The sequence below is a fragment of the Sunxiuqinia rutila genome (assembly GCF_050589705.1).
Taxonomy (GTDB): domain Bacteria; phylum Bacteroidota; class Bacteroidia; order Bacteroidales; family Prolixibacteraceae; genus Sunxiuqinia; species Sunxiuqinia rutila.
This window is the reverse complement of sequence record NZ_JBNGOT010000011.1, coordinates 12,777-35,908: the sequence shown is the minus strand read 5'-3', so window position 1 is coordinate 35,908 and position 23,132 is coordinate 12,777. Positions and strand designations below refer to the sequence as shown.

Annotated in this window: 16 protein-coding genes; all 16 read left to right on the top strand. The window is 41.9% G+C overall.

Annotated features, from left to right (window positions below; genetic code table 11):
* Positions 1–260: 260 nt before the first annotated feature.
* The 16 genes from ACRD6K_RS14385 (at position 261) to ACRD6K_RS14310 (ending at position 22,758) form a co-directional block, all read left to right on the top strand.
* Entirely contained in the window at positions 261–3,155 is a 2,895-nt protein-coding gene (locus tag ACRD6K_RS14385; protein WP_430973801.1) for a glycoside hydrolase family 2 protein, read from the top strand.
* 101 nt (positions 3,156–3,256) lie between these two features.
* Entirely contained in the window at positions 3,257–6,166 is a 2,910-nt protein-coding gene (locus ACRD6K_RS14380) for a glycoside hydrolase family 2 protein (RefSeq protein WP_430973800.1), read from the top strand.
* A 5-nt stretch (positions 6,167–6,171) separates the two neighbouring features.
* On the top strand, positions 6,172–6,870 hold the full coding sequence (locus ACRD6K_RS14375) for an RraA family protein (RefSeq protein ID WP_430973799.1): 699 nt from the start codon (positions 6,172–6,174) through the stop codon (positions 6,868–6,870).
* 68 nt (positions 6,871–6,938) lie between these two features.
* Positions 6,939–8,099 carry a mandelate racemase/muconate lactonizing enzyme family protein gene (locus ACRD6K_RS14370; RefSeq protein WP_430973798.1) on the top strand — a complete coding sequence of 387 codons (1,161 nt, stop codon included), beginning with the start codon at positions 6,939–6,941 and terminating at the stop codon, positions 8,097–8,099.
* Between the two features lie 139 nt (positions 8,100–8,238).
* Positions 8,239–9,027, top strand: coding sequence for an SDR family NAD(P)-dependent oxidoreductase (locus ACRD6K_RS14365; protein WP_430973797.1), 789 nt, complete (start codon positions 8,239–8,241; stop codon positions 9,025–9,027).
* A gap of 76 nt (positions 9,028–9,103) precedes the next feature.
* Positions 9,104–9,991: an SMP-30/gluconolactonase/LRE family protein gene (locus tag ACRD6K_RS14360; protein WP_430973796.1), complete on the top strand. Its 888-nt coding sequence runs from the start codon at positions 9,104–9,106 to the stop codon at positions 9,989–9,991.
* Positions 9,992–10,289: 298 nt separating this feature from the next.
* The gene (locus tag ACRD6K_RS14355; RefSeq protein WP_430973795.1) at positions 10,290–13,505 is read left to right on the top strand and encodes a SusC/RagA family TonB-linked outer membrane protein; all 3,216 of its coding nucleotides are present in this window, start codon (positions 10,290–10,292) and stop codon (positions 13,503–13,505) included.
* Positions 13,506–13,524: 19 nt separating this feature from the next.
* Positions 13,525–15,423, top strand: a complete 1,899-nt coding sequence (locus ACRD6K_RS14350) for a RagB/SusD family nutrient uptake outer membrane protein (protein WP_430973794.1) — start codon at positions 13,525–13,527, stop codon at positions 15,421–15,423.
* Positions 15,424–15,456: 33 nt separating this feature from the next.
* Positions 15,457–16,710, top strand: a complete 1,254-nt coding sequence (locus tag ACRD6K_RS14345; RefSeq protein WP_430973793.1) for a DUF4959 domain-containing protein — start codon at positions 15,457–15,459, stop codon at positions 16,708–16,710.
* A gap of 12 nt (positions 16,711–16,722) precedes the next feature.
* Complete coding sequence (locus tag ACRD6K_RS14340; protein ID WP_430973792.1) at positions 16,723–17,877, top strand: DUF4998 domain-containing protein; 1,155 nt, start codon at positions 16,723–16,725, stop codon at positions 17,875–17,877.
* A gap of 384 nt (positions 17,878–18,261) precedes the next feature.
* Positions 18,262–19,260 (top strand): L-rhamnose/proton symporter RhaT, encoded by a 999-nt coding sequence (locus ACRD6K_RS14335; protein ID WP_430973791.1) that lies wholly within the window; start codon positions 18,262–18,264, stop codon positions 19,258–19,260.
* Positions 19,261–19,400: 140 nt separating this feature from the next.
* Positions 19,401–20,237, top strand: a complete 837-nt coding sequence (locus ACRD6K_RS14330) for an RteC domain-containing protein (RefSeq protein WP_430973790.1) — start codon at positions 19,401–19,403, stop codon at positions 20,235–20,237.
* Positions 20,238–20,270: 33 nt separating this feature from the next.
* Positions 20,271–20,519: a hypothetical protein gene (locus ACRD6K_RS14325; RefSeq protein WP_430973789.1), complete on the top strand. Its 249-nt coding sequence runs from the start codon at positions 20,271–20,273 to the stop codon at positions 20,517–20,519.
* Positions 20,520–20,763: 244 nt separating this feature from the next.
* The gene (locus ACRD6K_RS14320; protein ID WP_430973788.1) at positions 20,764–21,057 is read left to right on the top strand and encodes a helix-turn-helix domain-containing protein; all 294 of its coding nucleotides are present in this window, start codon (positions 20,764–20,766) and stop codon (positions 21,055–21,057) included.
* Positions 21,057–22,109 carry a hypothetical protein gene (locus ACRD6K_RS14315; RefSeq protein ID WP_430973787.1) on the top strand — a complete coding sequence of 351 codons (1,053 nt, stop codon included), beginning with the start codon at positions 21,057–21,059 and terminating at the stop codon, positions 22,107–22,109. Before ACRD6K_RS14320 ends, ACRD6K_RS14315 begins: the two co-directional genes overlap by 1 nt.
* On the top strand, positions 22,033–22,758 hold the full coding sequence (locus tag ACRD6K_RS14310) for a P-loop NTPase family protein (RefSeq protein ID WP_430973786.1): 726 nt from the start codon (positions 22,033–22,035) through the stop codon (positions 22,756–22,758). The genes ACRD6K_RS14315 and ACRD6K_RS14310 overlap by 77 nt, the downstream gene beginning before the upstream one ends.
* The last annotated feature ends 374 nt before the right edge of the window (positions 22,759–23,132 follow it).

Here is a 23,132-nt window from a genome sequence, read left to right as displayed (position 1 = left end):
TGTTACAAATAGAATCAAATTTACTGGATTTATTGATCTATTGAAAATATAGTTCAAGTTACAGGTAAAATGATTCAACAATTCTATGGAGGAACAATGTAATTTTGAACTATTCAGGAAAGCGCTATTTCTTTTCAACAAAAGGGATAAACGATTTCTGGTAAGATTCAGATAGAAAGTACAGTGAGATGTAATGATTACTACTACAACCAATAATATATAATGAGATGAAGAATCTACACTTTTTAATTTGTTTATTCATGTTCTTACTAATTGCTCCGTTGGGTTACGGACAATTAGCTGTTGTTCCTCGAAACTCCTCGGTAAGTCCTGTGAAAGTTGACTTGAACGGGCGATGGAATTTCAATGATTCCTTTTCCGGAAACCTTGCTGAGGTGGGCAATCGAGCAAAAAGATGGCCTCAGATTGAAGTCCCTGGAGAATGGTCCATGCAGGGATTTCAGGTTGAACCTGGAAAGGCCGGAGTTTATTCGCGTTCGTTTGAAGCGCCAAAAGCTTGGAAGAACTGTCGGATCTTTTTGCGTTGCGATGCTGTTTTTAGTCAGGCCGATATTGTCATTAATGGTAAAGAGGCCGGTTCGCATGTCGGGCCGATGGTTGCTTTTGAAAAAGAGATAAGCTCTTTAATTAAGCCCGGAAAAGAGAATCGGGTAACCATGGCGGTAACAGCCGAAACGATGGCCGATACTTTGATGTCTGGAACGCAATATGCAGCTCACCAATTGGGTGGAATTTTGCGTAAGATCTATTTGTATGCAGTGCCTGAAACATATTTGGCTGACTTAGTTGTGGAGACGCCTTTGGATAACCAATACAACCACGCGTTGTTAAATGTATCAGCGAATCTGAAAAATGCTGCATCGGTTGACCAAGCGGATATCACTGTTCGTTTATTCAGTCCAAGCGGCGATCAAGTTCAGTTAGCCGATTCGCGAAAAACAGTTCAGTTCGATGGAGCGAAAGAGCAAGCTATCCAGTTTTCATGTTCGGTAAATAGTCCGAAAAAGTGGGATGCTGAACACCCTAACCTATATCGCTTAGAGATTGAGCTAAGTTCATCAGCTGGAGTTGAAACCATTGTCCGGAAAATTGGCTTTCGTCATATTGAGGTCGTTGGAAACCAGCTCTTCGTCAATGGAGTAGCTATTAAGTTAAAAGGGGTTAATCGGCATGAGGTACACCCACTACGAGGAAGAAGCCTTACATCCGAATTGTGGAAACAAGACGCCGAATTGTTTAAGCGTGGGAATGTGAATTATATTCGGACTTCACATTATCCGCCATCCGAAGAGTTTATTGCCTTGTGCGATAGTCTTGGCTTGTATGTTGAACTTGAAAACCCCGTCAGTTGGGTAGGCCATCATGCCAACGAACATTGGAAGACGCATGATGCGAAAGATTCGGATATGTATCCTTATTTCGAAAGCATTGCACGTGCCGATATTGCATTCTTTCGGAATCATCCAAGTATCTTAATCTGGTCAATGGCTAACGAGTCGATGTGGACTGATAATTGGTCGCGCTTGGCCGACTTTTATGCCGAAGAAGATCCGACTCGTCCGGCTACCTTTCACGATCAGGCCTATGGTGGCTTCAACAACTACGGGAGTAAAAAAATGCCCATAGCAAATATTCATTATCCGGGAACGGGTGGTCCACGAGTAGCTGAGGACTTTGAACGTCCGCTTTTGTTTGGCGAGTATGCTCACCTGAATACTTATAATCGGGAGGAAATTGTAACGGATCCTGGCGTGCGCGATGCATGGGGAAGGGGCTTTCGAAAAATGTGGGAAGGCATGTACAAAAGCCGTGGCTGCTTGGGCGGAGCTATCTGGTCAGGTATCGATGATGTTTTCTATTTACCTGATGGACGTGCTGTTGGTTACGGTGAATGGGGCCCAATTGATGGCTGGCGACGCGAAAAACCAGAATACTATCACATGAAAAAGAGCTATTCTCCGGTAAAAATACATAATCAGCAGGTTGATGTGCCTGAGGCTGGGCAGCCTGTTCGTTTGCAAATTGAGAACCGGTTTAACTTTACGAACCTGAGTGAGTGCAAGATCTACTGGGAAGTTGGAACGGAGCAAGGAACGGTGGATATGGTGCTGCAGCCACAAAAAACAGGCATCCTGAATATTTATACTGGCAACAGCAATCTTGATGGAAAAATACTGACGGTGCGTATTGTTTCGCCTCAAGGCATTGAAGTGGAAGCTTGTGCCATTGAGATCGGGAATGTGAAACGCGATGATTTTCCTTTTCAGAAAGTACAGACAACTCAAATTTCAGCTTCAGAAAGCAATGAGCAGTTAACGATCGCAGGGCAGGGATTTGAATGGTTATTTGATTTGAGCAAAGGCGACTTGAATGGAGCTTGGGTCGATGATAATAAAGTGTTGGCTGGTGGAGCTGAATTGATGATGCTTGAATTAAGAACAGGTTCCTGTAATACCGAACATAGCTTGGAGATTCCGCTGCATAATTCGATTTGTACGGCCAGGGAAGTGAATGAGGTTACTTGGAAACAAACACAAGATACTGTGCTCGTTTCAGTGCAGCTAAGCTATGCCGAAGCAGAGGGAGTAATTAATTACTCGTTTACAGCCAATGGCGATGTTCATGTTGATTACCAAATGAAATCAAAAGTGAAGATGAATCCACGGCAGTGGGGATTAGTATTTTCAGCGCCTGCTACTTCAGCAAATTTACAATGGTATCGTAAGGGCTTGTGGAGTTGGTATCCTGAAAATCACATCGGGCGTACCAATGGTAAAGCAGTCCCTTTTGGCGAAAAAGCCTTCCGTGTTGAGTCGTTTGGTCAAGTGCCGGAAAATGATTGGCGTTATGATGCCATTCTGTTGGGAACTAATGATTTCAGGGCAACGCGTGAGAATATATACTGGGCAGCTTTGTCTAATGCTGGAGGCGACGGAATTACGGTTGTTGCTGATGGAAAACAGGCCTTCCGCTCCTTCGTTGACGGTGCTGACAAAATCAGTTTCTTGGTGGCTGGCTATTCAACCGGTGGAGGCGATTTGTTCTTTAGTGGACATTATAATGATGAGCGTATACCTCTGGAAAAAGGAAGTATCCTGCACTCAACAGTAAAATTACAGCTAATCAAAAAATAGAAAAAGGTTCTTTGGGTATGGTGTATTTGAGATAGCTGGAAACAGTTTATCAATACACCTTAATCTGAAGAACCAAAAGTAACGGAGTTAAATCGATAAATATGAAGAAGTTTAGTTTGTTAGTTGCTATTCTGATATGCACCTTAGCGGTTGGAGCGCAACTTACATTTGATCGTCAAAAACTGGAGACCATTCGCTGGAGTCCGCTTCCGACGGAAGTTTTAGGAATTAAAAAACTACAGTTAGACCTGAATGGAAACTGGCATTTTAATCCGTCGCCTGAAGATTCATTCTGGACAAAAAAGACCGTGGCAAATTGGAAAACCATTGAAGTGCCAGGCGAATGGGTTATGCAGGGCTTCGAGGTGGATGCCGGACAGTATGCCGGATATCAGCGGAATTTTCAACTGCCGGAAAACTGGAACGGTTACCGTATAAAACTCAAGTGTGAAGCGGTATATAGCGAGTGTACTGTTTGGGTTAATGGCCAAAAAGTAGGAGGGCATCTGGGCGGATTTACGCCTTTTGAATTAGATGTGACGGATGCCGTTAAAAAAGGAGAAAATACCATTGCTCTTCAGGTTCGTAGCGAAAGTGTGGCCGATACGCTTTCTTCGGGATCGCAATATGCGGTTCATCCTTTAGGGGGAATTTCTCGTCCCATTTATTTGGTGGCACTTCCTGAGGTTAATGTGGCTTCGTTTCACGTTCGAACCCAGTTTGATGAAAATTACGAAGATGCTGATTTGTTGGCTGAATTTACGCTGAGTAATGAAACGGCACAGTCACATCAGGTTGCATTGAATTTTAGACTGACAGACAATCTGGATCAACCGGTTGCATTTGGAGGCGACAATAAACTGACGGTTGAGACACAAGAAGGCAGGAGCACCGTTTCTGCCAAACTGAACGTTAAAAAACCGGCTCAGTGGGATCCGGAACATCCCAATTTGTATCACTTGCATTGTGTCGTATTGGTTGATGGAAAAGAAACAGCAACGATAGTGCGCCGTTTTGGGTTTAAACAAACCGAGGTTCGCGGCAATCAGGTTTTTGTAAACAACCGCCCCATCAAGTTAAAAGGTGTTTGCCGGCACGAGGTGGATCCTCTTCGTGGACGATCACTTACCGGTAACACTTGGTACGAAGATGTAAAACTCTTTAAGGAAGGAAATGTCAATTACATTCGTACTTCACACTATCCTCCTAACCAAAAGTTGCTGGATGCTTGTGATGAATTGGGGATGTTTGTTGAGGTAGAAGGTCCTTTTTGCTGGGCTGGCAAGAAGCCTGTTAACAATTCGAATTATTTTGAAGCTATTGTTCAGCCCATCCTTGAAATGGTTGAATTGAATAAATCGCATCCGTCGGTTTTGCATTGGTCAATTGCCAATGAGTCGTACGATTTTAACGAACTTTTTAAAGAGGCAGCTGATTTGGTGAAGGAAGCAGATCCCTCACGTCCCCGTATTTTTAGTCAATACGGACCTGACGGCGATGGCGAATATTTAGAACTTGCAAATCATCATTACCCAGGTCCAGGTGGCCCCGATAAATACAAGAATCATAAACGTCCGATTACTTTCGATGAGTATGTACACTTGAATGCCTACAATCGTTTTGAGTTGATGACTGATCCGGGTGTTCGCGACTTCTGGGGCGATATTCTTTACCACATGTGGGAGAAAATGTATGCAGCAAAAGGTGTGCTCGGTGGCGCTCTGTGGGCTGGTATCGATGATACTTTTTTTTTACCATCGGGACATGCTGTTGGTTACGGTACCTGGGGGCCTGTTGATGGCTGGAGAAGGCCCAAACCGGAATACTGGCATATGAAGAAAATCTATTCGCCTGTAAAAATCAAGCTGGAAAATGGACAAGGAGATGAGCCTGTAAAGCTGACAATTGAAAACCGCTATTTCTTTTCGAATCTGAAAGAATGCCGAATTGTTTGGACCAACAATGATGAGCAGGGGATATTAGCTGTTGATGCTGAACCTGGCGCAACGGTGGAGGCTATTTTTCCGTTTAGCAATGATGAAATAGGAAAACTTGCTATTTCGGTTTATAAAGATAGTGAAGTTGCTGTAGATGAATATGCTTATGATTTATCGATGCCGAAAGCAGAAACGCTTGCAAAGAATGATGACCGCTTTAAATGGAGCCAGAAGGGTGATCAAAAAATTGCCGTAAGTAAAAAGCTGAAGGTTGAATTTGGCCCCGAGGGATTTCATGTTTCGGATTCAAAAGGGCACGAAGTGTTAAGTGACTGGCCGGTATTGATGCTTGTATCTGCTAATAATAAGGGCGATACACAAATGACCAAAGAAACGCCGGACTATACGCTGTATTCGCCCACAGCATCCAATCGAAGCATTCGTTCGGTAGAGCTGGAAAAAGGAGAAAAGCAACTGAAGATTATTCTAACGGAAGGATACGACGAGGCTACAGGTACTATGGAAATTAATATTCAGGCTGATGGGAACATGAACGTCTCATACGATTACACCATGCTGAAAAATGAGAATTTCCGTCAGTGGGGCATCGCGCTTTCTTTGCCTGAAACATTCAATACCCTGAGTTGGGAGAAAAAAGGACTGTGGACCGTTTACCCCGAAGATCATATTGGACGGCTGAAAGGTGAAGCGAAACTTTTTTACAACGATGAGCGCTGTGGATTAGCGGGCCCTTCGAAAAAGCCTTCCTGGGCATATCATCAGGATCAAACGGCTTACGGAAGCAACGATTTCCGTTCGACCAAACGCAATGTGTTTCATGCTTCTTTATCAACTGAAGAAGAAAGTACCCTTGAGTTGAAATCTGATGGAAGTCAGCATATACGCAGCTGGCTTGAAAATGGTAACATTCATTGGTTGGTAGCCGGATACGATAACCCGGGATCGGAACGATTCCTGCGTGGGTTTAGTTCACATGCCCGTCTTTATGATATTCCACTAACAAGAGGACAGAAACTAAGTGGACAAATAAAACTGACAATTACAAAAGAATAAATAACATGACTGATAATTATTGGAAGGATGACGAAGAGCTTTTCGGCTTTATCCGAAAGGAACTTTATACTGCGGTGGTCGGAGATATTATGGATAAAATGGGCTTGCAACATCAGTTTCTACCACCACAGATCAGACCTCTCAAGGAAGAGATGATGTTGGTGGGACGGGCGATGACTGTTTTGGAAGCTGATTGTTTTGAAGAACTGAGTCCGGGCTCTCAAAATCCACTGATGAATAAACCATTCGGCTTGATGCTCGAAGCTCTGGATAACGTAAAGCCTGGAGAGGTTTACATCTGCTCTGGTTCTTCTCCTGCCTATGCTTTAGTTGGCGAACTGATGCTTACCCGTATCAAAATGTGTGGTGGCACTGGAGCTGTTGTCAATGGCTATTCGCGCGATACCAAGGGGATTTATGATGTTGATTTACCGGTGTTTTCTTATGGCCCCTATTCTCAGGATCAGGCGCCTCGTGGTAAAGTGATTGACTTTCGGGTGCCCATCGAAATGAACGGGGTTCGTATCAATCCTGGTGATATTATTGTTGGTGATATTGATGGCGTTTGTGTGGTCCCTCAGTCGGTTGAGAAGGAAGTATTTGCGCACTCTTTGGAAAAGGCTCGAGGGGAGAAAACGGTATTAAAAGCTATCCAGGATGGGATGAGTGCTGTTGAAGCCTGGAACAAATACGGAATCATGTAAGGCAATGTATAAATAAGAAATAGCCATGATTGACGGATTTTAAGATCATGGCTCTAACGATAGAATGAATGAAGATTACAGATGTAAAAGTATGGTTGGTTGAAGGTGTAAAGTACAACTGGACTTTATTGAAAATTTATACCGACGAAGGAATTACTGGGGTTGGCGAAGCGACAAACTGGCCCGGAAGTCAAATGATTGAAGCCGCTGCTATTGAAGCAGGAAAACGTATTATCGGATTGGATCCGATGCGGACTGACTTTATCTGGACCAAATTGTATCGCGATTTGAATTGGGTTGGTCCTTTTGGTGCCAGCATGTGTGCTATTTCGGGTATTGACATGGCCTTGCTCGATTTGAAAGCAAAGAAACTGGGAGTCCCAATGTATGAGTTGCTGGGAGGGGCGTTTCGTACAAAAATCAGGCTGTACGCCAACTACTGGTTTACAGGTGGCGGTCACAATGCCGAGGACTACGCACAACAAGCCCGACAAGTTATGGATGCCGGCTTTAAGGGTGTTAAGTTTGATCCATTTGCGCATGTCAACTATTTGTATGGTGAAGACCTAAATACGGACTTGGGCTTGAGTCAAGAGCAACAAAATCGAGCTTTTGAGGTGAGCAAAGCTGTTCGCGAAGCGATTGGACCCGATGCTGACCTGATGATCGAAACGCATGCAATGCTTAATTTCAAAACAGCAGTGACCATGGCTGAACGATTGGCTCAGTTGAACATTACCTGGTATGAAGAGCCGGCAGGCCCTGAAAATGCCAATACTTTGAGAGCCTTTCGCGAACGCATCGACCCTAAAGTGTCGATTTGTGTTGGAGAGCGTCATTATACACGTCACGGAATTCGGGATCTGCTGGAGAAGCAGGTGGTGGATGTTATTATGCCGGATATTACCCGTTGTGGTGGCCCTTCGGAAATGAAGCGCATGGCAACCATGGCCGAAACCTACAATGTATTGTTGGCACCGCATAACCCGAATGGGCCCCTGTCAACATTGGCAAGTGCCCATGTGTGTGCGGCTGTTCCCAATTTCTTCCGCCAGGAGTATATTTATTGCGATGTGCCTTGGCGAGATGAAGTAATTGATCATGCCATTGAGGTCGATCAAGGTTACCTGGTATTATCTGACCGTCCGGGTTTAGGTGTCGATTTGGTTGAGCAGGAAATGGAGAAGCATCCGGGTATCCGTATCGCTAAAAAAGGTTTTTATATTTAGCAATAGGAAAGTACGAAGTGACTAAAGTATATTGACAGAGTTTTTAAGTCTTAAGTTAGTTCGAAGTTGTCCAAGAATCTATTGTCTTGGCTCTAACAAAAGTGTCTTAAAAAAATATAAACAGATAAAACCAATAAAAATGTTAGGGATTAATCTAACCGATAAAGTAGCTATTGTAACAGGTGTTTCCAGTGGTATTGGTGCAGGAGTCGCAAAAGTGCTGGCTGAAGCTGGCTGTCATGTGGCTGGTTGTGCAAGGACATCTGAAGATCAGGATAGTGTCAAAGATTTTATCAAGAGTGTTGAAGCTTTTGGGAGGAAAGCTTTTTACCAAGCGGTTGATGTTACCTCAAAAGAGCAGATTGCCTCTTTTGTTGAAAGTGTTGCCCGTGAATTTAAGCAGATCGATCTTGTGGTTTCCAATGCTGGGGTAAACGTATTTAAAGGAGCTTCGCAGTGCTCCGAAGAAGATTGGACTTACAATCATGAACTAAACCTGGCTTCGCATTGGCGTTTGGCAAAAGCAAGCCGGAAACATTTAGAAGCGAGTTCTTCAGGAGTTTTTGTCGTTATGACTTCCAACCATGCTTACTCGTCAATTCCTGGTTGTTTTCCATACAATGTGACCAAAACGGCACTTACTGGTTTGGTTCGTGCCATGGCAATTGAATGGGGACCCTCGGTGCGGGTTGTGGGAATAGCTCCTGGATTTATCGATACTCCCGGAAACGATAAATGGTTTAACTCGTTCCCGGACGCAGCCGCTGAACGTCAACGAACAGTTGATTTGCATCCGGCGGGAAAACTTGGCACCCCAGAAGAAGTTGGAGCATGGTGTGCATTTTTAGCCAGCAGCTTTGCCGCTTTTGCTACAGGCACAACTTATCTGCTTGATGGGGGGCGGTCAGCGTTGATGCAGGATAGCTAAATTAGAAAAAGAATGAGAAATCGATGCATGAGATTTTCTTTATTGCTTTTCATGCTAACCTATTACCAATATGCTCATGGGACAAAAAGTAGAAGTTGTAAAGAATACGCCAGCGGCTATCCTAGGCGAAGGTGCTGTGTGGCATCCAATTGAAAAGGTGCTTTATTGGGTTGATATTACCGGGGAAAAACTTCATTGTTATGACCCGGTAAAGAATGAAAATAAAACCTATCCAATGGGGAGCATGATCGGAACCGTTGTGCCAGCAATTGGAAAATTTTCGGTTGTCGTTGCTTTGGAATCCGGGATTCATGGAGTGTCAGGGGAAGGTGTGCTACAGAAACTGACGGGCTATCCAAAGGAAATGCAAAATAATCGTTTTAACGATGGGAAATGTGATCCGGCTGGACGTTTCTGGGTAGGCACCATGAATAAAAATGTGGTGAAAGATGCCGGTAATCTCTACGCTTTTGACGGGCATGAGCTTACCGTGAAGCAAGCCAATGTAACCATTTCAAATGGGATAATTTGGTCTACTGATGGACAAACCATGTACTATATTGACACGCCGGAGTTTGCCATCTTTGCGTACGACTTTGATTTAGAAACAGGAAATCTGTCCAATCGTCGAGTAGCTGTGAAAATTCCCAATCAGCTTGGCGCTCCCGATGGCATGACCATCGACTCAGAAGGGATGCTGTGGGTAGCGCACTGGGGAGGAAAAGCCGTAATCTGCTGGAATCCTGAATCAGGTGAGCAAATACAAAGAATTGAAATTCCGGCTCCACACGTTACTTCTTGTGCTTTTGGAGACGAAAATTTGCAAACCTTGTACATCACCACTGCCCGGGAAGGGATGACGGATCAGCAATTGCAGCAATATCCGTTAAGTGGATCTCTTTTTAAGATTCAGCTTGACGAGCAAGGCAGCAAGGCCGGAATTTTTAAAGGATGGCTGGACTAGTCAAAATGACATGATAGCAAAAGACACTCTCTTTGCTATCATGTCATTTAATTATATGTTCTGTTAATATTTTTGTTTGGACAATATAGTTCACCAATGTGAGAATATAGTTCATCGATAGGGGATGAAAAGCCTTTATTTTTATCAATCACAAAGCCAACTTAACACTAACCAAACGAAGAATAAAAAAACCGGCAAATGTTTGCGCATTTGCCGGCAATAAACATGATGCTACCAACATCATGCAGGTAAGTTAACAGCCAATAGTGGCTATTTTTAAACTTAAACGTTCAAACTTATGAAAAAAAATGTTGAGTCGGGATGTGTTTGTACCAGATACAAGCAATTTTCCCGGAAAGTTAATTTATTGTTGACAACTCTTCTATTCTTTTCTTTTTCGGCAACGGCTTCGTTGCCAGGTTTTTCAGATGATTTGTTAGTTCTGTTTTCCTCGGGAGCTCAGGAAAAGAAAATAACAGGAAAAGTTGTGGATAGTGGAGGGGGACCGTTACCCAACGCAACGGTTACGGTTTTAGGATCCACTCGTGGAGTAATAACGGATTTTGATGGTCAGTACTCAATTGAAGTTGAAGCTACTGATAAACTGGTATTTTCTTTTATTGGGATGGAAAGCCAGACAGTGGAAGTCGGGAATCAGACGACCATAAATGTAACACTAAATGAAAAGACTGACGAGTTGGATGAAGTAACGATTGTTGCCTTTGGAAAGCAGAAAAAGGAAAGTGTTCTTTCATCCATTGAATCTGTAAATACAGAAGACTTAAAAGTTCCATCGAGTAACTTGACAACCGCATTTGCCGGTAAAATGGCTGGGATGATTTCATACCAACGCAGTGGTGAACCCGGACAAGATAATGCTGAGTTTTTTGTAAGAGGGGTTACCACATTCGGTTATTCAAAATCACCACTTATTCTGATTGATGGTATAGAGTTGTCAGCGAATGATTTAGCTCGACTTCAGCCTGATGATATTGCTAGCTTTTCAATCATGAAAGATGCTACAGCCACTGCCTTGTATGGTGCGCGTGGTGCAAATGGAGTTATTTTGGTTACAACTAAGGAAGGTAGAGAGGGGAAAGCGAAAGTTAATATTCGTTTTGAAAATTCTATTTCACAGCCTACCAAGGACATTGAATTTGCAGATAATATCACATTCATGCGCAAACATAATGAAGCAGTATTGATGCGCGATCCTCTGGGGTTACCTCGCTATTCAGAAGAAAAAATTATCAGAACTGCTAATTCAGTTGATTCGTATCTCTATCCTGATAATAACTGGAAAGATATGCTGACCAAGGATTATACAATGAATCAGCGGCTCAATTTTAATGTAAGTGGCGGGGGGAAAGTTGCCCGGTACTATTTAGCCGCTTCGCTAAACCAGGATAATGGTATTTTGAAAGAAGCTGAAATGAATAATTTCGATAACAATATTGATTTTAAGAAGTACCTGTTGCGGTCGAATATTAATTTGAACATCACCAATTCAACAGAAGTGGCCGTTCGATTTCATGCTACATTTGACGATTATACCGGCCCGGTACATGGCGGTTCTGAGTTGTACAAAATGGCACTTTATGCGAATCCGGTTTTATTTCCAGCATATTACGAACCTGATGAAAACAACCAATTTACGCGACACATTCTGTATGGTAATTATGAAGATGGTGATTATCTTAACCCCTATGCCGAATTAACAAGAGGTTATAAGGATAGTGACCGTTCCTTGATATTGTCTCAATTTGAGATAGAGCAGAGTATGGACGCTGTAACAGAAGGATTGTCTTCTAAATTGATATTTAACACTAACAGGGAAGCCTCTTCAGGGATAAGCAGATTTTATAACCCCTACTATTACAGACTTGTTGGTACAGGAAGTGAATATTTGCTGGATGCTATCAACCCGGAAAGTGGTACAGAATATTTAGGGTACCTCGAAGATAATAAGGCGATTAGCATAAATACATACTACGAAGCTTCTTTAAGATACGACCGTACCTTTACTGAGAAGCACGGTGTTAGTGGCTTATTGGTTTTTATTGGAAGAGAAAGTAAATATTCGAATCCTGGCTCTTTACAGCAGTCTTTGCCATACCGCAACCTAGGATTAAGTGGACGGTTTACATATTCATATGATTCGCGTTATTTTACAGAGTTTAATTTTGGATATAATGGGTCTGAGCGATTTGCAAAGAATGAACGCTTTGGTTTTTTCCCTTCAGTTGGGGTAGGATATATTATTAGTAACGAAGAATTCTTTACTCCTCTCAGCCGGGTCGTTAACAATCTAAAGCTGAAAGCTACTTATGGTCTGGTGGGGAACGATGCTATTGGTTCTGCTCAAGATCGCTTCTTTTTCATGTCAGAAGTAAATCTAAATAATAATAGCAAGGGGGGCACTTTTGGAACCCGTTACGATTATTTCAAGCCTGGAGTAAGTATTGGTAGGTATGAGAATGATCAGATAAAGTGGGAGATAGCCAGGAAGTATAATTTGGGGTTTGAACTGGGGCTGTTTAGTGCTCTTGATATTATGGTTGATTTCTTTGGTGAGTCGCGGTCTAACATTTTGATGAATCGTATTACATTGGCTAACATGGGGCTGCAAGCAGGCGTTAGAGCTAATGTTGGTGAAGCAAAAAACCATGGTGTCGATATTTCTTTAGATTATAATTACAGTTTTAACAAAGATTTTTGGATTACAGGAAGGGGGAACTTTACTTTTGCTCGCAGTGAAATGGTCAAGTTTGAAGAACCGGACTACACTTCTACTCCCTGGGTTTCTAGAGTTGGTCAATCTTTGGATCAGGTATGGGGATATGTTGCCGAACGTCTTTTTGTAGACCAGGCAGAAATTAATAATTCTCCAACTCAGTTTGGTAAGTATTTACCCGGTGATATTAAGTATAAGGATATCAATGGAGATGGAAGAATTACACCGTTGGATAAGGTTCCGATTGGGCACCCAACAGTTCCTGAAATTATTTATGGATTTGGTTTTTCGACAGGTTATAAAAACTGGGATCTTTCCTGTTTTTTCCAAGGCTCTGCACTTTCTTCATTTTGGATTGACCAAGGAGCAAGTGCTCCATTTCGTCCTGCACCGATACCAGGTGGAGCTTCTCAGTTTTTGCGTGAAACTTTATCTAAGCGTAGCCATAGTAGTTTATTGCAAGCTTATGCTGAGGATCACTGGACTCCTGAAAATCAAAACTTGTTTGCACTATGGCCTCGTTTGTCTGAAAATGTCGTGGAAAATAATAACCAGACAAGTACCTGGTTTATGCAGGATGGCGCTTTCTTACGATTAAAATCACTAGAAGTTGGATATACTATTCCGGTTAAATCAATTGATCGACTTCGAATTTATGCAAGTGGAACTAATCTGTTAACGTTTAGTAAGTTTAAGCTGTGGGATCCCGAAATGGGAGGATCAGGAATTGGATATCCAATACAACGTGTGGTGAACTTAGGCTTGCAAGTAAATTTTTAAACCTTAAAATCCTAAAGAAATGATAAAATTTCGCTTATATTATATTATCCTGTTGTCTTTATTATCCTCTTGTAATTACCTTGATATCGTTCCAGATAATGTGGCAACAATCGACAATGCATTTACTGATAAGTTTAATGCCGAGAAGTACCTGTTCACCTGCTACTCGTACTTGCCTAAGATGGGCGATATTGATCAAAACCCAGCACTGCTGGGAAGTGATGAGGTAAGTAAAGCCTTATACCATGAAAATCAAAGAGGAGTATTATTGGCTAATGGCTATCAGAGTATTGTTAATCCTTTGTTTAATTATTGGAATGGAGGGAATGGAGGCCAGCCATTGTATGTGGGCATCAGAGATTGTAATACCCTGATTGAACGTATTGATGAGGTTTCTGATATGACTGAGCGTGAAAAGAGAACCTGGAAAGCAGAGGCTAAATTTATCAAGGCCTACCTGCATTTTTACTTGATACGTATGTATGGTCCTATTCATATCATTCGTGAGAATATTTCTATTAACGAGTCTATAGAAAATTTGAAAATGTCTAGAGATCCTCTTGATGAATGTTTCAGTTACGTTGTGGAATTATTGGATGAAGCGATAGCTGATTTACCGGAATTTAATGAGAATAGTACGCTTGAACACGGACGAATTACTGCTACCATAGCAGCAGCTGTTAAAGCAAAAGTATTGGTAACTGCAGCAAGTCCTTTATTTAATGGAGAATCCGGTTTTCAGATTCAGAATAATGATGGTACTCCTCTATTTCCAAATGGTGATGCTGCAATTGTAAACCAGAAGTGGGCAGATGCTTTAGCTGCTTGTGAAGAAGCGATTACTTTGGCAGAGCAAAATGGGCATCGATTATTGCAAATTGATGATTTTGATGAGAGTGGGAGTGTTTCTGATTCTACGCGACAGAAAGTCGTATTGGGCTATCGGGTAACCAGAAGAGATAATAATAAGGAAGTTGTATGGAGCCATACCAATAGTATTGTTACCGGATTGCAGGGCGATGCTATGCCTCAGTATTTCAGTCAGCTCGATTATCATTCTAATGGAAACTATGGTGTGCCATTAAAGATTTCCTTGATGTATTATACCAAAAATGGTGTTCCTGTGGATGAAGATGCCGAATGGCAAAATGAGAATTTGAACCAAGTAATACCAGCAGACGATGATCATCGGTTTCATTTAAAACTGGGCAAACGCACGGTGAAAAGAAATTTTAATCGGGAGCCACGTTTTTATGCCGATTTGATTTTTGATGGAGCCTTGGTGTATGGTCATCAACGTACGTTTTCAAATGATAAAAATCAGAATCTTGATTATATCGATCATTTACAGGGTGGATATACTACTGCCGGATATGCGCACAAGTATTGTCCATTTGGTTACTGGCCACATAAATTAGTTAGTATTGAATCGGGTGAGGCCGGCCAATTTTGGCACTATACAGGATATGCTTTTCCCGCATTAAGACTGGCCGACTTATATTTATTGTATGCCGAAGCACTCCTGGAATCAAATCAACTGGATGAATCAAAAGTATGGATTAATAGAGTAAGAGAGCGTGCCGGACTAAAAGGAGTGGATGAAGCATGGCAAGCTTATAGTATTAATCCGAATAAGCCAAGCACAAAGGAGGGGCTACGCGAAATATTGCATCGCGAACGCCTGATTGAAATGGCTTTTGAAGGCAGCCGGTTTTGGGATTTACGTCGTTGGTTAGAAGCTGAAGATAATTGTAATGTGCCAGTTCAGGCATGGAATCCACAGGAGTCGACACCAGAAAAGTATTACCAACCACAAACACTTTATTATCCAACTTTTACCACTAAAAACTATTTCTTCCCAATTGCTGAGAGCGAAATAACAAAGAATCCAAATTTGATTCAAAACTATGGTTGGTAGGCTTACAATTATTAACATTAAAGAGTACGTATTATGAAAAAAATAATAAACTATATCTTGCTCTTTGTCGCCTTAGTTGGATGCGAAGAGAAATCACTGGAGCCCATATCTGCTGATATGGAAGCGCCTGGAGTGGTGACCGATATTACTGTGAAAAATATTTCAGGAGGAGCAGAGATTGCATATACAATCCCTGGAGACAATGATCTGCTTTATGTGAAAGCAACCTACACTATCGATAATGGGAAAGAAATGGAGGTGAAATCATCGATGTATGAAAAGTTATTGGTTGTGAAAGGATTTAATGGAGCTGATAATACGAAGCAGTATAATGTACAGCTAACCTGTATTGATCGGAGTAATAATGAATCAGAACCGGTTACAGTAAAAATACAACCTGAGATATCACCATTGCAAAAAGTAAAAAATAGCATGCAGATTACGGAAGCTTTTGGTGGAGCCCTGTATAAATGGGAAAATCCAGAAGAGGAACCGATCACTTTCTTTTTTATGGCTGATACGATTACAACAGAAGGAGAGGAGGCAGGAGAACTTGTATCAACTCGTATCCTTAACACGACTCAAAAAGAGTGGCAGTATATTTCCAGAGGATTTCCGGATAAGCCACGCGAATTTGCTGTGGTTATGAGAGACAATTATGGAAATGAGACAGAGTTGGTTAAACCGGAATCAATTATTACTCCTTTAAAAGAAGAAGCGTTGGATAAGTCATTGATGACTGTTTTTGAATATGGAAATAACCCAGTTGATGATAAATGGAATTGGTGGGAGGGATTACCCAGTGCTCTTATTGATGGAGACAGAGGATCGGCTATAATCTCTTACCAAACACCTTATCCGCGGCATGTAACTATCGACTTAGGTAAAGTCTATAAGCTTTCCAGGTATGTGATGTTCCAACGAGGTGCAGGAGGAAAGCATCATTGGTTATATACTTATGGTAATCCCAAGACATGGTACGTATATGGTCGAGCCGAAGCTCCTGTTATGAATGAAGAGGTAACAGAGGATCTGGATGGAGATGGTTTACAGGACTGGACAAACTATTGGACACTTATTAGTAACGACGAAATTGTAAAACCATCAGGACTTCCTGGTAGTGACGTAAGTCAGGAAGATATTGATGCAGCACTAGATGGGCATAACTTCGATGTTCCATTAGAGACAAAACCAATGCGCTATTTTCGTATAGGTGTATTGTCTAATTGGGGAAATACTGGTTGGGTAAATTGGCATGAAATGGACTTTTATGGAGTTGAATTATAAATTGAAATTAATATGAAAACAAATAAATATTTATTACTGATCTCCATTTTCGTCTTAACCATGTTTTTTGGCTGCGAAGATATGATGGATACACATAGTGAATATGTCCAGGATGGAGAGATCATTTACAGTGTAAAAGTAGACAGCGTGTACCTGTTTCCTGGAAATAATCGGGTGAAGTTAAAGGGGTATCTGAAAAATGCTTTACAAGTAACTAACATCATCGTAAAATGGGAGAATGCGGACAATTCTGAACAAATTGAAACCATTGCATACGACTTTAATCAGTCGCCAGATTCTTTCATGGCAGAGATTCCAATAGATGAGGGACAGTATTTGCTCGAGTTTATTACAATGAACGAGGCTGGAAATACATCTGTATCGACAAAAGTTGATGGTAAGGTTTATGGCGAGAAATACCGAAGCTATCTTGAGAACAGACCTATTCAAAAGATACTGCCTAATATTTCCGGTGGAGCTATGATTACTTTTGCTCCGGCAGCAAGCAATCTGGTTACGATGAATTTTGAGTATCAAACAGTAGATGGAACCCAAAAGAACTTAGTTATTCTTCCGGATCAATCAGAGCTTCTTATTGAAGATGTTGATTTATATGTTCCAATTAATTATGCTAGCGGCTATATCCCCAGCGAAACGGCCATTGACACCTTTTTCTGTGATGTTGAAGAAATAAGCCTTGAATATCTTACCGATATTGCTTTTGAGATTGATAAATCGTCTTTTGAGATCATTGATTTTTCGACAGAAGAACAAGCAGCTAATGAAGGTGGGGGTAATGGTCCTGCTGTTAATATTATTGATGGTGATAATAGTTCATATTGGCAGAGCCAATGGGCTGATGGTATAGGTCAAATACCTCACCACATTACGATTGATATGAAAAATGAGTTTAATGTTACTCAAGTTGACCTTTTTAGACGAAATTCAAATAATCATACGAAAACCGTGGTTCTGGAAGGAAGTACCGATAATGTTAATTGGGAAGAATTTGGAACGCTTAATTATTCTTCTGACGGCTCAATTCAAAAGGAACTGATTGAACTGACCGATGGTAAACGTATGAGGTATATTAAAATTAATGTCACGGAATCAAATGTTCCTCCATATGTTTCTTTAGCTGAGATTTATGTTATCGGAAAACTATAATCGATATTCTTTTGATCTTATAAATTAATAAGAGAATTATTCTGGTATTTAAAATTAAACCAGAATCTCGATTATTTGCTTGAAAGCAACGATTTTTGAGACTTACTATATAAAAAACTCATTGTTGTCTTGTCGAAGTTTGGCTTCAAAACAAGATTCAATAATGAGTTTTTTGTTTGCAAGGCATGGCAAAATGCTTGGCTCCCAAACAATGTAATAGGTTGAAAGGTGGAGTGCAACCATGTCATCATTAAAGTATATATTCCTGTAAGAATTGTGTTTGGACAATATAGTTCATAAATGTGGAAATATAGTTCGTTTAATCTGTACGGTAATCTTCTATCTTTAGAGGCTTAATAGTAAAACATAACCTAATTAAATCGTATGGATTTTTTGACCGGATTACTCATTGTTGTTCTTGCAGGCGTGTTGCAAGGATCATTTTTCTTACCAATGACTTATACCAAAAAGTGGCAATGGGCACATAGCTGGTTTGCTTTTTCGTTGTTGGCTATGTTGTTGGTTAATTGGGGGATTGCCTTGCTAACCATCAATGGTATTACTTCTATTATTGCGGCTGTTCCGGTTCAACTACTGTTGCTGGTTGCCGTATTTGGTTTATTATGGGGGATTGGAGCTATCCTTTTTGGCAAGGCAATGGATATGTTGGGAATGGCACTCGGCTATCCCATTATTATGGGCATTAATGCCATTACAGGGACTTTAGTCCCGGCCTTAGTTTTTTCATCTTCAATTTTTTTAGAGCTCAAAGGACTGTTAATTCTTTTGGGGGCCTTGGTTTCGGTTGTCGGAATCTACTATTGTGCGAGGGCTTCCTCTCAAAAAGACAAAAGTTCGAAACTTTCGGGCTATACAACCACGGGCCTGATTCTGGCTGTTATCTCTGGCTTTACTTCGTGTTTACCCAATTTAGGAGCTGCTTTTAGTCAGGATATTACCCGAATTGCTGTGGAGCACGGAGTTGGGCAGGCGATGGCTGGAAATGTAATCTGGTCGCTGTTTTTCACCATGGGAGCAATCGTGAATATGGGATATTGCCTGTTTCTTTTGATTCGGTCGAAAGAACTGAAAGCTTTTGTTAATGAGTATAAGATGATGAATTGGAGCCTAATATTCACCATGTCGTTGATGTGGATTGGAAGTTTCTATGCCTATGGTTACGGGGCTGTTATCTTAGGCGATTTAGGTCTTGTCGTCGGATGGCCGCTTTTGGTATCATTATCCATTGTCATTGGCAACCTTTGGGGAATATTCCGGGGAGAATGGATAGGAGCTCCTCATAAAGCCCGTAAAACGCTCAATTTTGGAGTTCTTGTTTTAATTGGTGCCGTTCTTATCATTGCCGTAAGCAATCGATTTTAAAACTATTGCAGCTTTCTTTTTTATGTTGAAAAATAAATATACTATACCTTGCTTGGTGGGGCTTAATGTATTATAATTTAATTTGTTAATGGGTTGGTTTTGGGAAGATCCAGAATATTAACACAATTAAATTTTATACTATGGAGATGTATTGGGATATCATCTTTGAACTGAAAACGGAGTTGTCAAAGATAGAGGCCGTCTCGAATAATACTATTGATCAGGTGGAGTATGCCATTGGTCATTGCAAGATTGCTTTGGAAAAATTGCGTAAGTTGGTTGTGGTAAAGGGATTCCCCGATCGCGAATCGGAGATTCTGTTTTTCAAGGAAATTAAGCCTGCGGCCTATGGGAGGTTACTGTATTATCAATTGGTTTTCGAGATTGAAAGTAAACGCAGAAACGCCGATGTCCTGTTAACCAAGCGGTACCTTCAGAACTGCCTTTACAAAATCAATGAGTTCATGGAGAAACGTCATCTGAAAGTACAGTATTACCGTTGTGGCTATAAGCATTTGGATGAGCAGTATTTTCTACGATCAAACGCTGAAATTCCCCTGGAGTTGAGAGACAGCAGAGAGTTGTTGGATGAAGCGTTTTTTACCTGGCACGACCATACCTTTTCGGTGATTATGGCCAACGAAATGCTGCTGGATTACCTCAGTAAAGAAATCGAGAAACTCGAAAACCTTAGCAATAACAAAGTCAATGGGGCTAACTCAAGTTATTTGTGGTGTGGTAAAAAGATTGACCTGGCAGAGTTGATTTATGCCTTGCATTATGCCAAGATGGTTAATGGAGGAAAAACAACAATTCGGGAACTTGCAGGAATGTTCGGGCAGTTATTTGGGGTGGATCTGAGTAAGGATATTTACCGGTTCCATGCTGAAATCCAGCAACGAAAAATCGATCGGACCAAGTTTTTGGATTTTTTACGTTCCGTGCTTCAGCAGCGGCTGGATGAGGATAACGAATAAATCAGAATATTAACGTTCAAAAAGCTAAATGCCATGTCAATCGAGACACCAAAAATTCGTAAAAATGTTGATTTGATTAATGCCTTTTCTGGCTGCCCCATGGGCAAACCCTTGGAAGATTGTCCTTTTCGCGCATACTATGAGCTCAACAATGAACGGGAGCAGATTTTGCAAATTGAAAGCATTGAGCAGGAAGAACTGGATCGGATGAGGGAATTTCACCGGGAATGTGTACAGCACTATCGTGAAAGGAAAAGAAAAGGAATGGCTGTGTCTTCGTGATTTTTGCTTTAGTGCCCTAAGTGCTTCGCGATTCACCTGAAAAACCACACATGTCTTGATTCTACTTTACGATAAAAAACACCTCACCTGACAAGCCATTGATAACAAATTAATGCTGAAGGCTGCAATTTTGAATGAAATCAAAATGATCGTTTCGATTTAGCGAGTATAAAGCCCAACTTATTTGGGCCTTACCAAGCGAGAGAAACGACTGATAATAATGAATCATTCAAAAGTAAACGCTATGCCATCAGAAATTTTAACCACCGACGATCTTCGTGAGTTCAAAATCGAATTATTCGACGAGCTTAAAAAACTGTTCAAAGAAAACCAGGGGCTGCCTTCCAAGAAGTGGCTTCGTTCGGGCGAAGTCCGTAAGTTGTTGGGTATTTCGCCGGGAACCCTTCAAAATATGCGGGTAAACGGTACGCTTCCTTTTACCAAAATGGGAGGCGTTTTGTACTACGATGCTCAGGATATCTACAAGATTCTGGAAAAGAACAAAAGCCAGTCGCTCATTCGATTGGGGCAACGGTAATGAACTACCTCCGGCATCTAAACGGTTTCTTTGAGCGGCTGGCAGGGGATAAACGCCTGTCATCCTACCACATCAGCCTGTACCTGGCCTTGTTTTGGCAATGGAATGCCTGCCGGTTTCGAGATCAGTTTGTAATTTCTAGGGCGGAGATGATGGAGCAGGCCCGGATTGGTTCTGCCAATACCTATGCCCGCTGCATGAAAGAACTGACTGACTGGGGCTACATTCACTACAAATCATCCTCCAACCTGCATCGGGGCAGCGAAGTCCGTTGTATTCGGTTTGATCAGACAACTGACTCTCCTGCTGATGCTGATTTTGATACCAGTATCAAAGCCGGGACTGCAGAAGATACCGGAAAAGATACAACAGGAGATACCAGTTCTGCCACCAAGCTTAAAACTGATACGACAGGGAAGACAGCAGACGATACCAGTACCAGTTCGAAGACTGCACGAAATGCATCAGTTAATACCGCAGGAAAGACTGGTATTATAGGCAATATCAAAAAAGATACTTCTGCCAATACTACAGATGTTAGTGGCAGGACTATCAGTAGCAAATTGGATACTGCAAAGGATACGGCCAAGGCCCAGAATCATTTTACCGGTATACAAGCTGATACCGGAATTGATACAGCAAGTGATACACTTCTTATAAACAATACAAACAAGAATAAACAAGAAGAGAATCAAAAGAAGCAGGAAAAAGCAAAAAATGAAAATCAACAGGAACAGGGAAGCGTAAAGAATGGTGAAGGACTGAACCATCGGAGCGATGATGAGGAACTTAACATTCCGGATTTTTCGGAGGTGTCATTTTTCTTTCAACAAAACCGATTCCCGCCAAGTGAAGCCCAGCAATTTTATTCCCGGTACTTGTCCCTGGGATGGAAAACCGGAAATGCGCAACGAATTGTTTCCTGGCAAGCCCTTGCCCGGAAATGGATGTTAAACAGCCAAACACAAAAAAATCATGAAAGACCATTCAATCAAATCGGCGCAGGCCGCTTCAGCATCGCGACCGACAAGGATTATTCAGAGCCCTTATGAGCAAATTGCAGCGTTTAAAGGTGGGGTATTCCATTTCAATTTTCAGAAAAGTGTGCTCTGGATGGAAGAAAAAGGGAAAATGTTATTCGGGGATAATTTTGCCATTGCTCCCGCAGATCTGAACCTGATCTACAAACTGTTGATCTATGCCATTGGAGACAAGGAGAATGCAGAAAGACTGGGTCTCAACCTGAGGAAAGGCTTGTTGATTTCGGGACCAATTGGTTGCGGAAAGAGTTCGCTGGCCCGGCTGATCAGCTATTTTTGTCCGCGCGAAAAACAGTTTATGGTCAAGCCCACCCGGGAAATCAGCTTTGAGTTTGAAAAAAACGGGTATTCGGTGATCAATCATTACAGCAAGGGATCGTATTTTCGGATTGGTGGTTTGCCCGTGCCCAAGGTGTACTGTTTTGACGACCTGGGCCTGGAGCAGACCCCCAAACACTTCGGAAATGAGTGTAATGTGATGGCGGAAATCCTGTTGGCCCGCTACGACCTGTTTGTTGCCAAACGTATGCTGACTCATTTGACAACCAACCTTTCGGCCTCGGAACTGGAAGCCATTTATGGGAACCGGATTCGTTCCCGGATGCGCGAAATGTTTAACCTGGTTGCCTTCGATAAAGCGGCGAAAGACAAACGGGTATGATGCCCCTGCGGCCTGTTCACTTCGTTTGCTATGCACTTCGGGAACAAGCCTCGGGCTGCCAGTGAAAGCGGCCTGCCTGGTTTCAACAAGCAGCGCCACGACATTGCCTGACGAACCGCTTTGTTTTCCCAATGCAGGCAACTTTCTGTTTTTAACAGGTTTTATCCCTTGATTTTTTAGAGTTTATGATCCTACTTTAAAGGTTTTCCCGTGCACCGGAACCATCGCTCAGGCTCACTCAACCGCTTCCTTTATCCGCTCGCTGCCGTGCACGAAACCAGTCGCTGTTTCGCTCACCTTCACTCTGAAGCCGGTTTGCACCCCACGGCAAGAGTCGCACCGTTTGTTTCGCTTCGCTTTAAGCCCGGGCGACA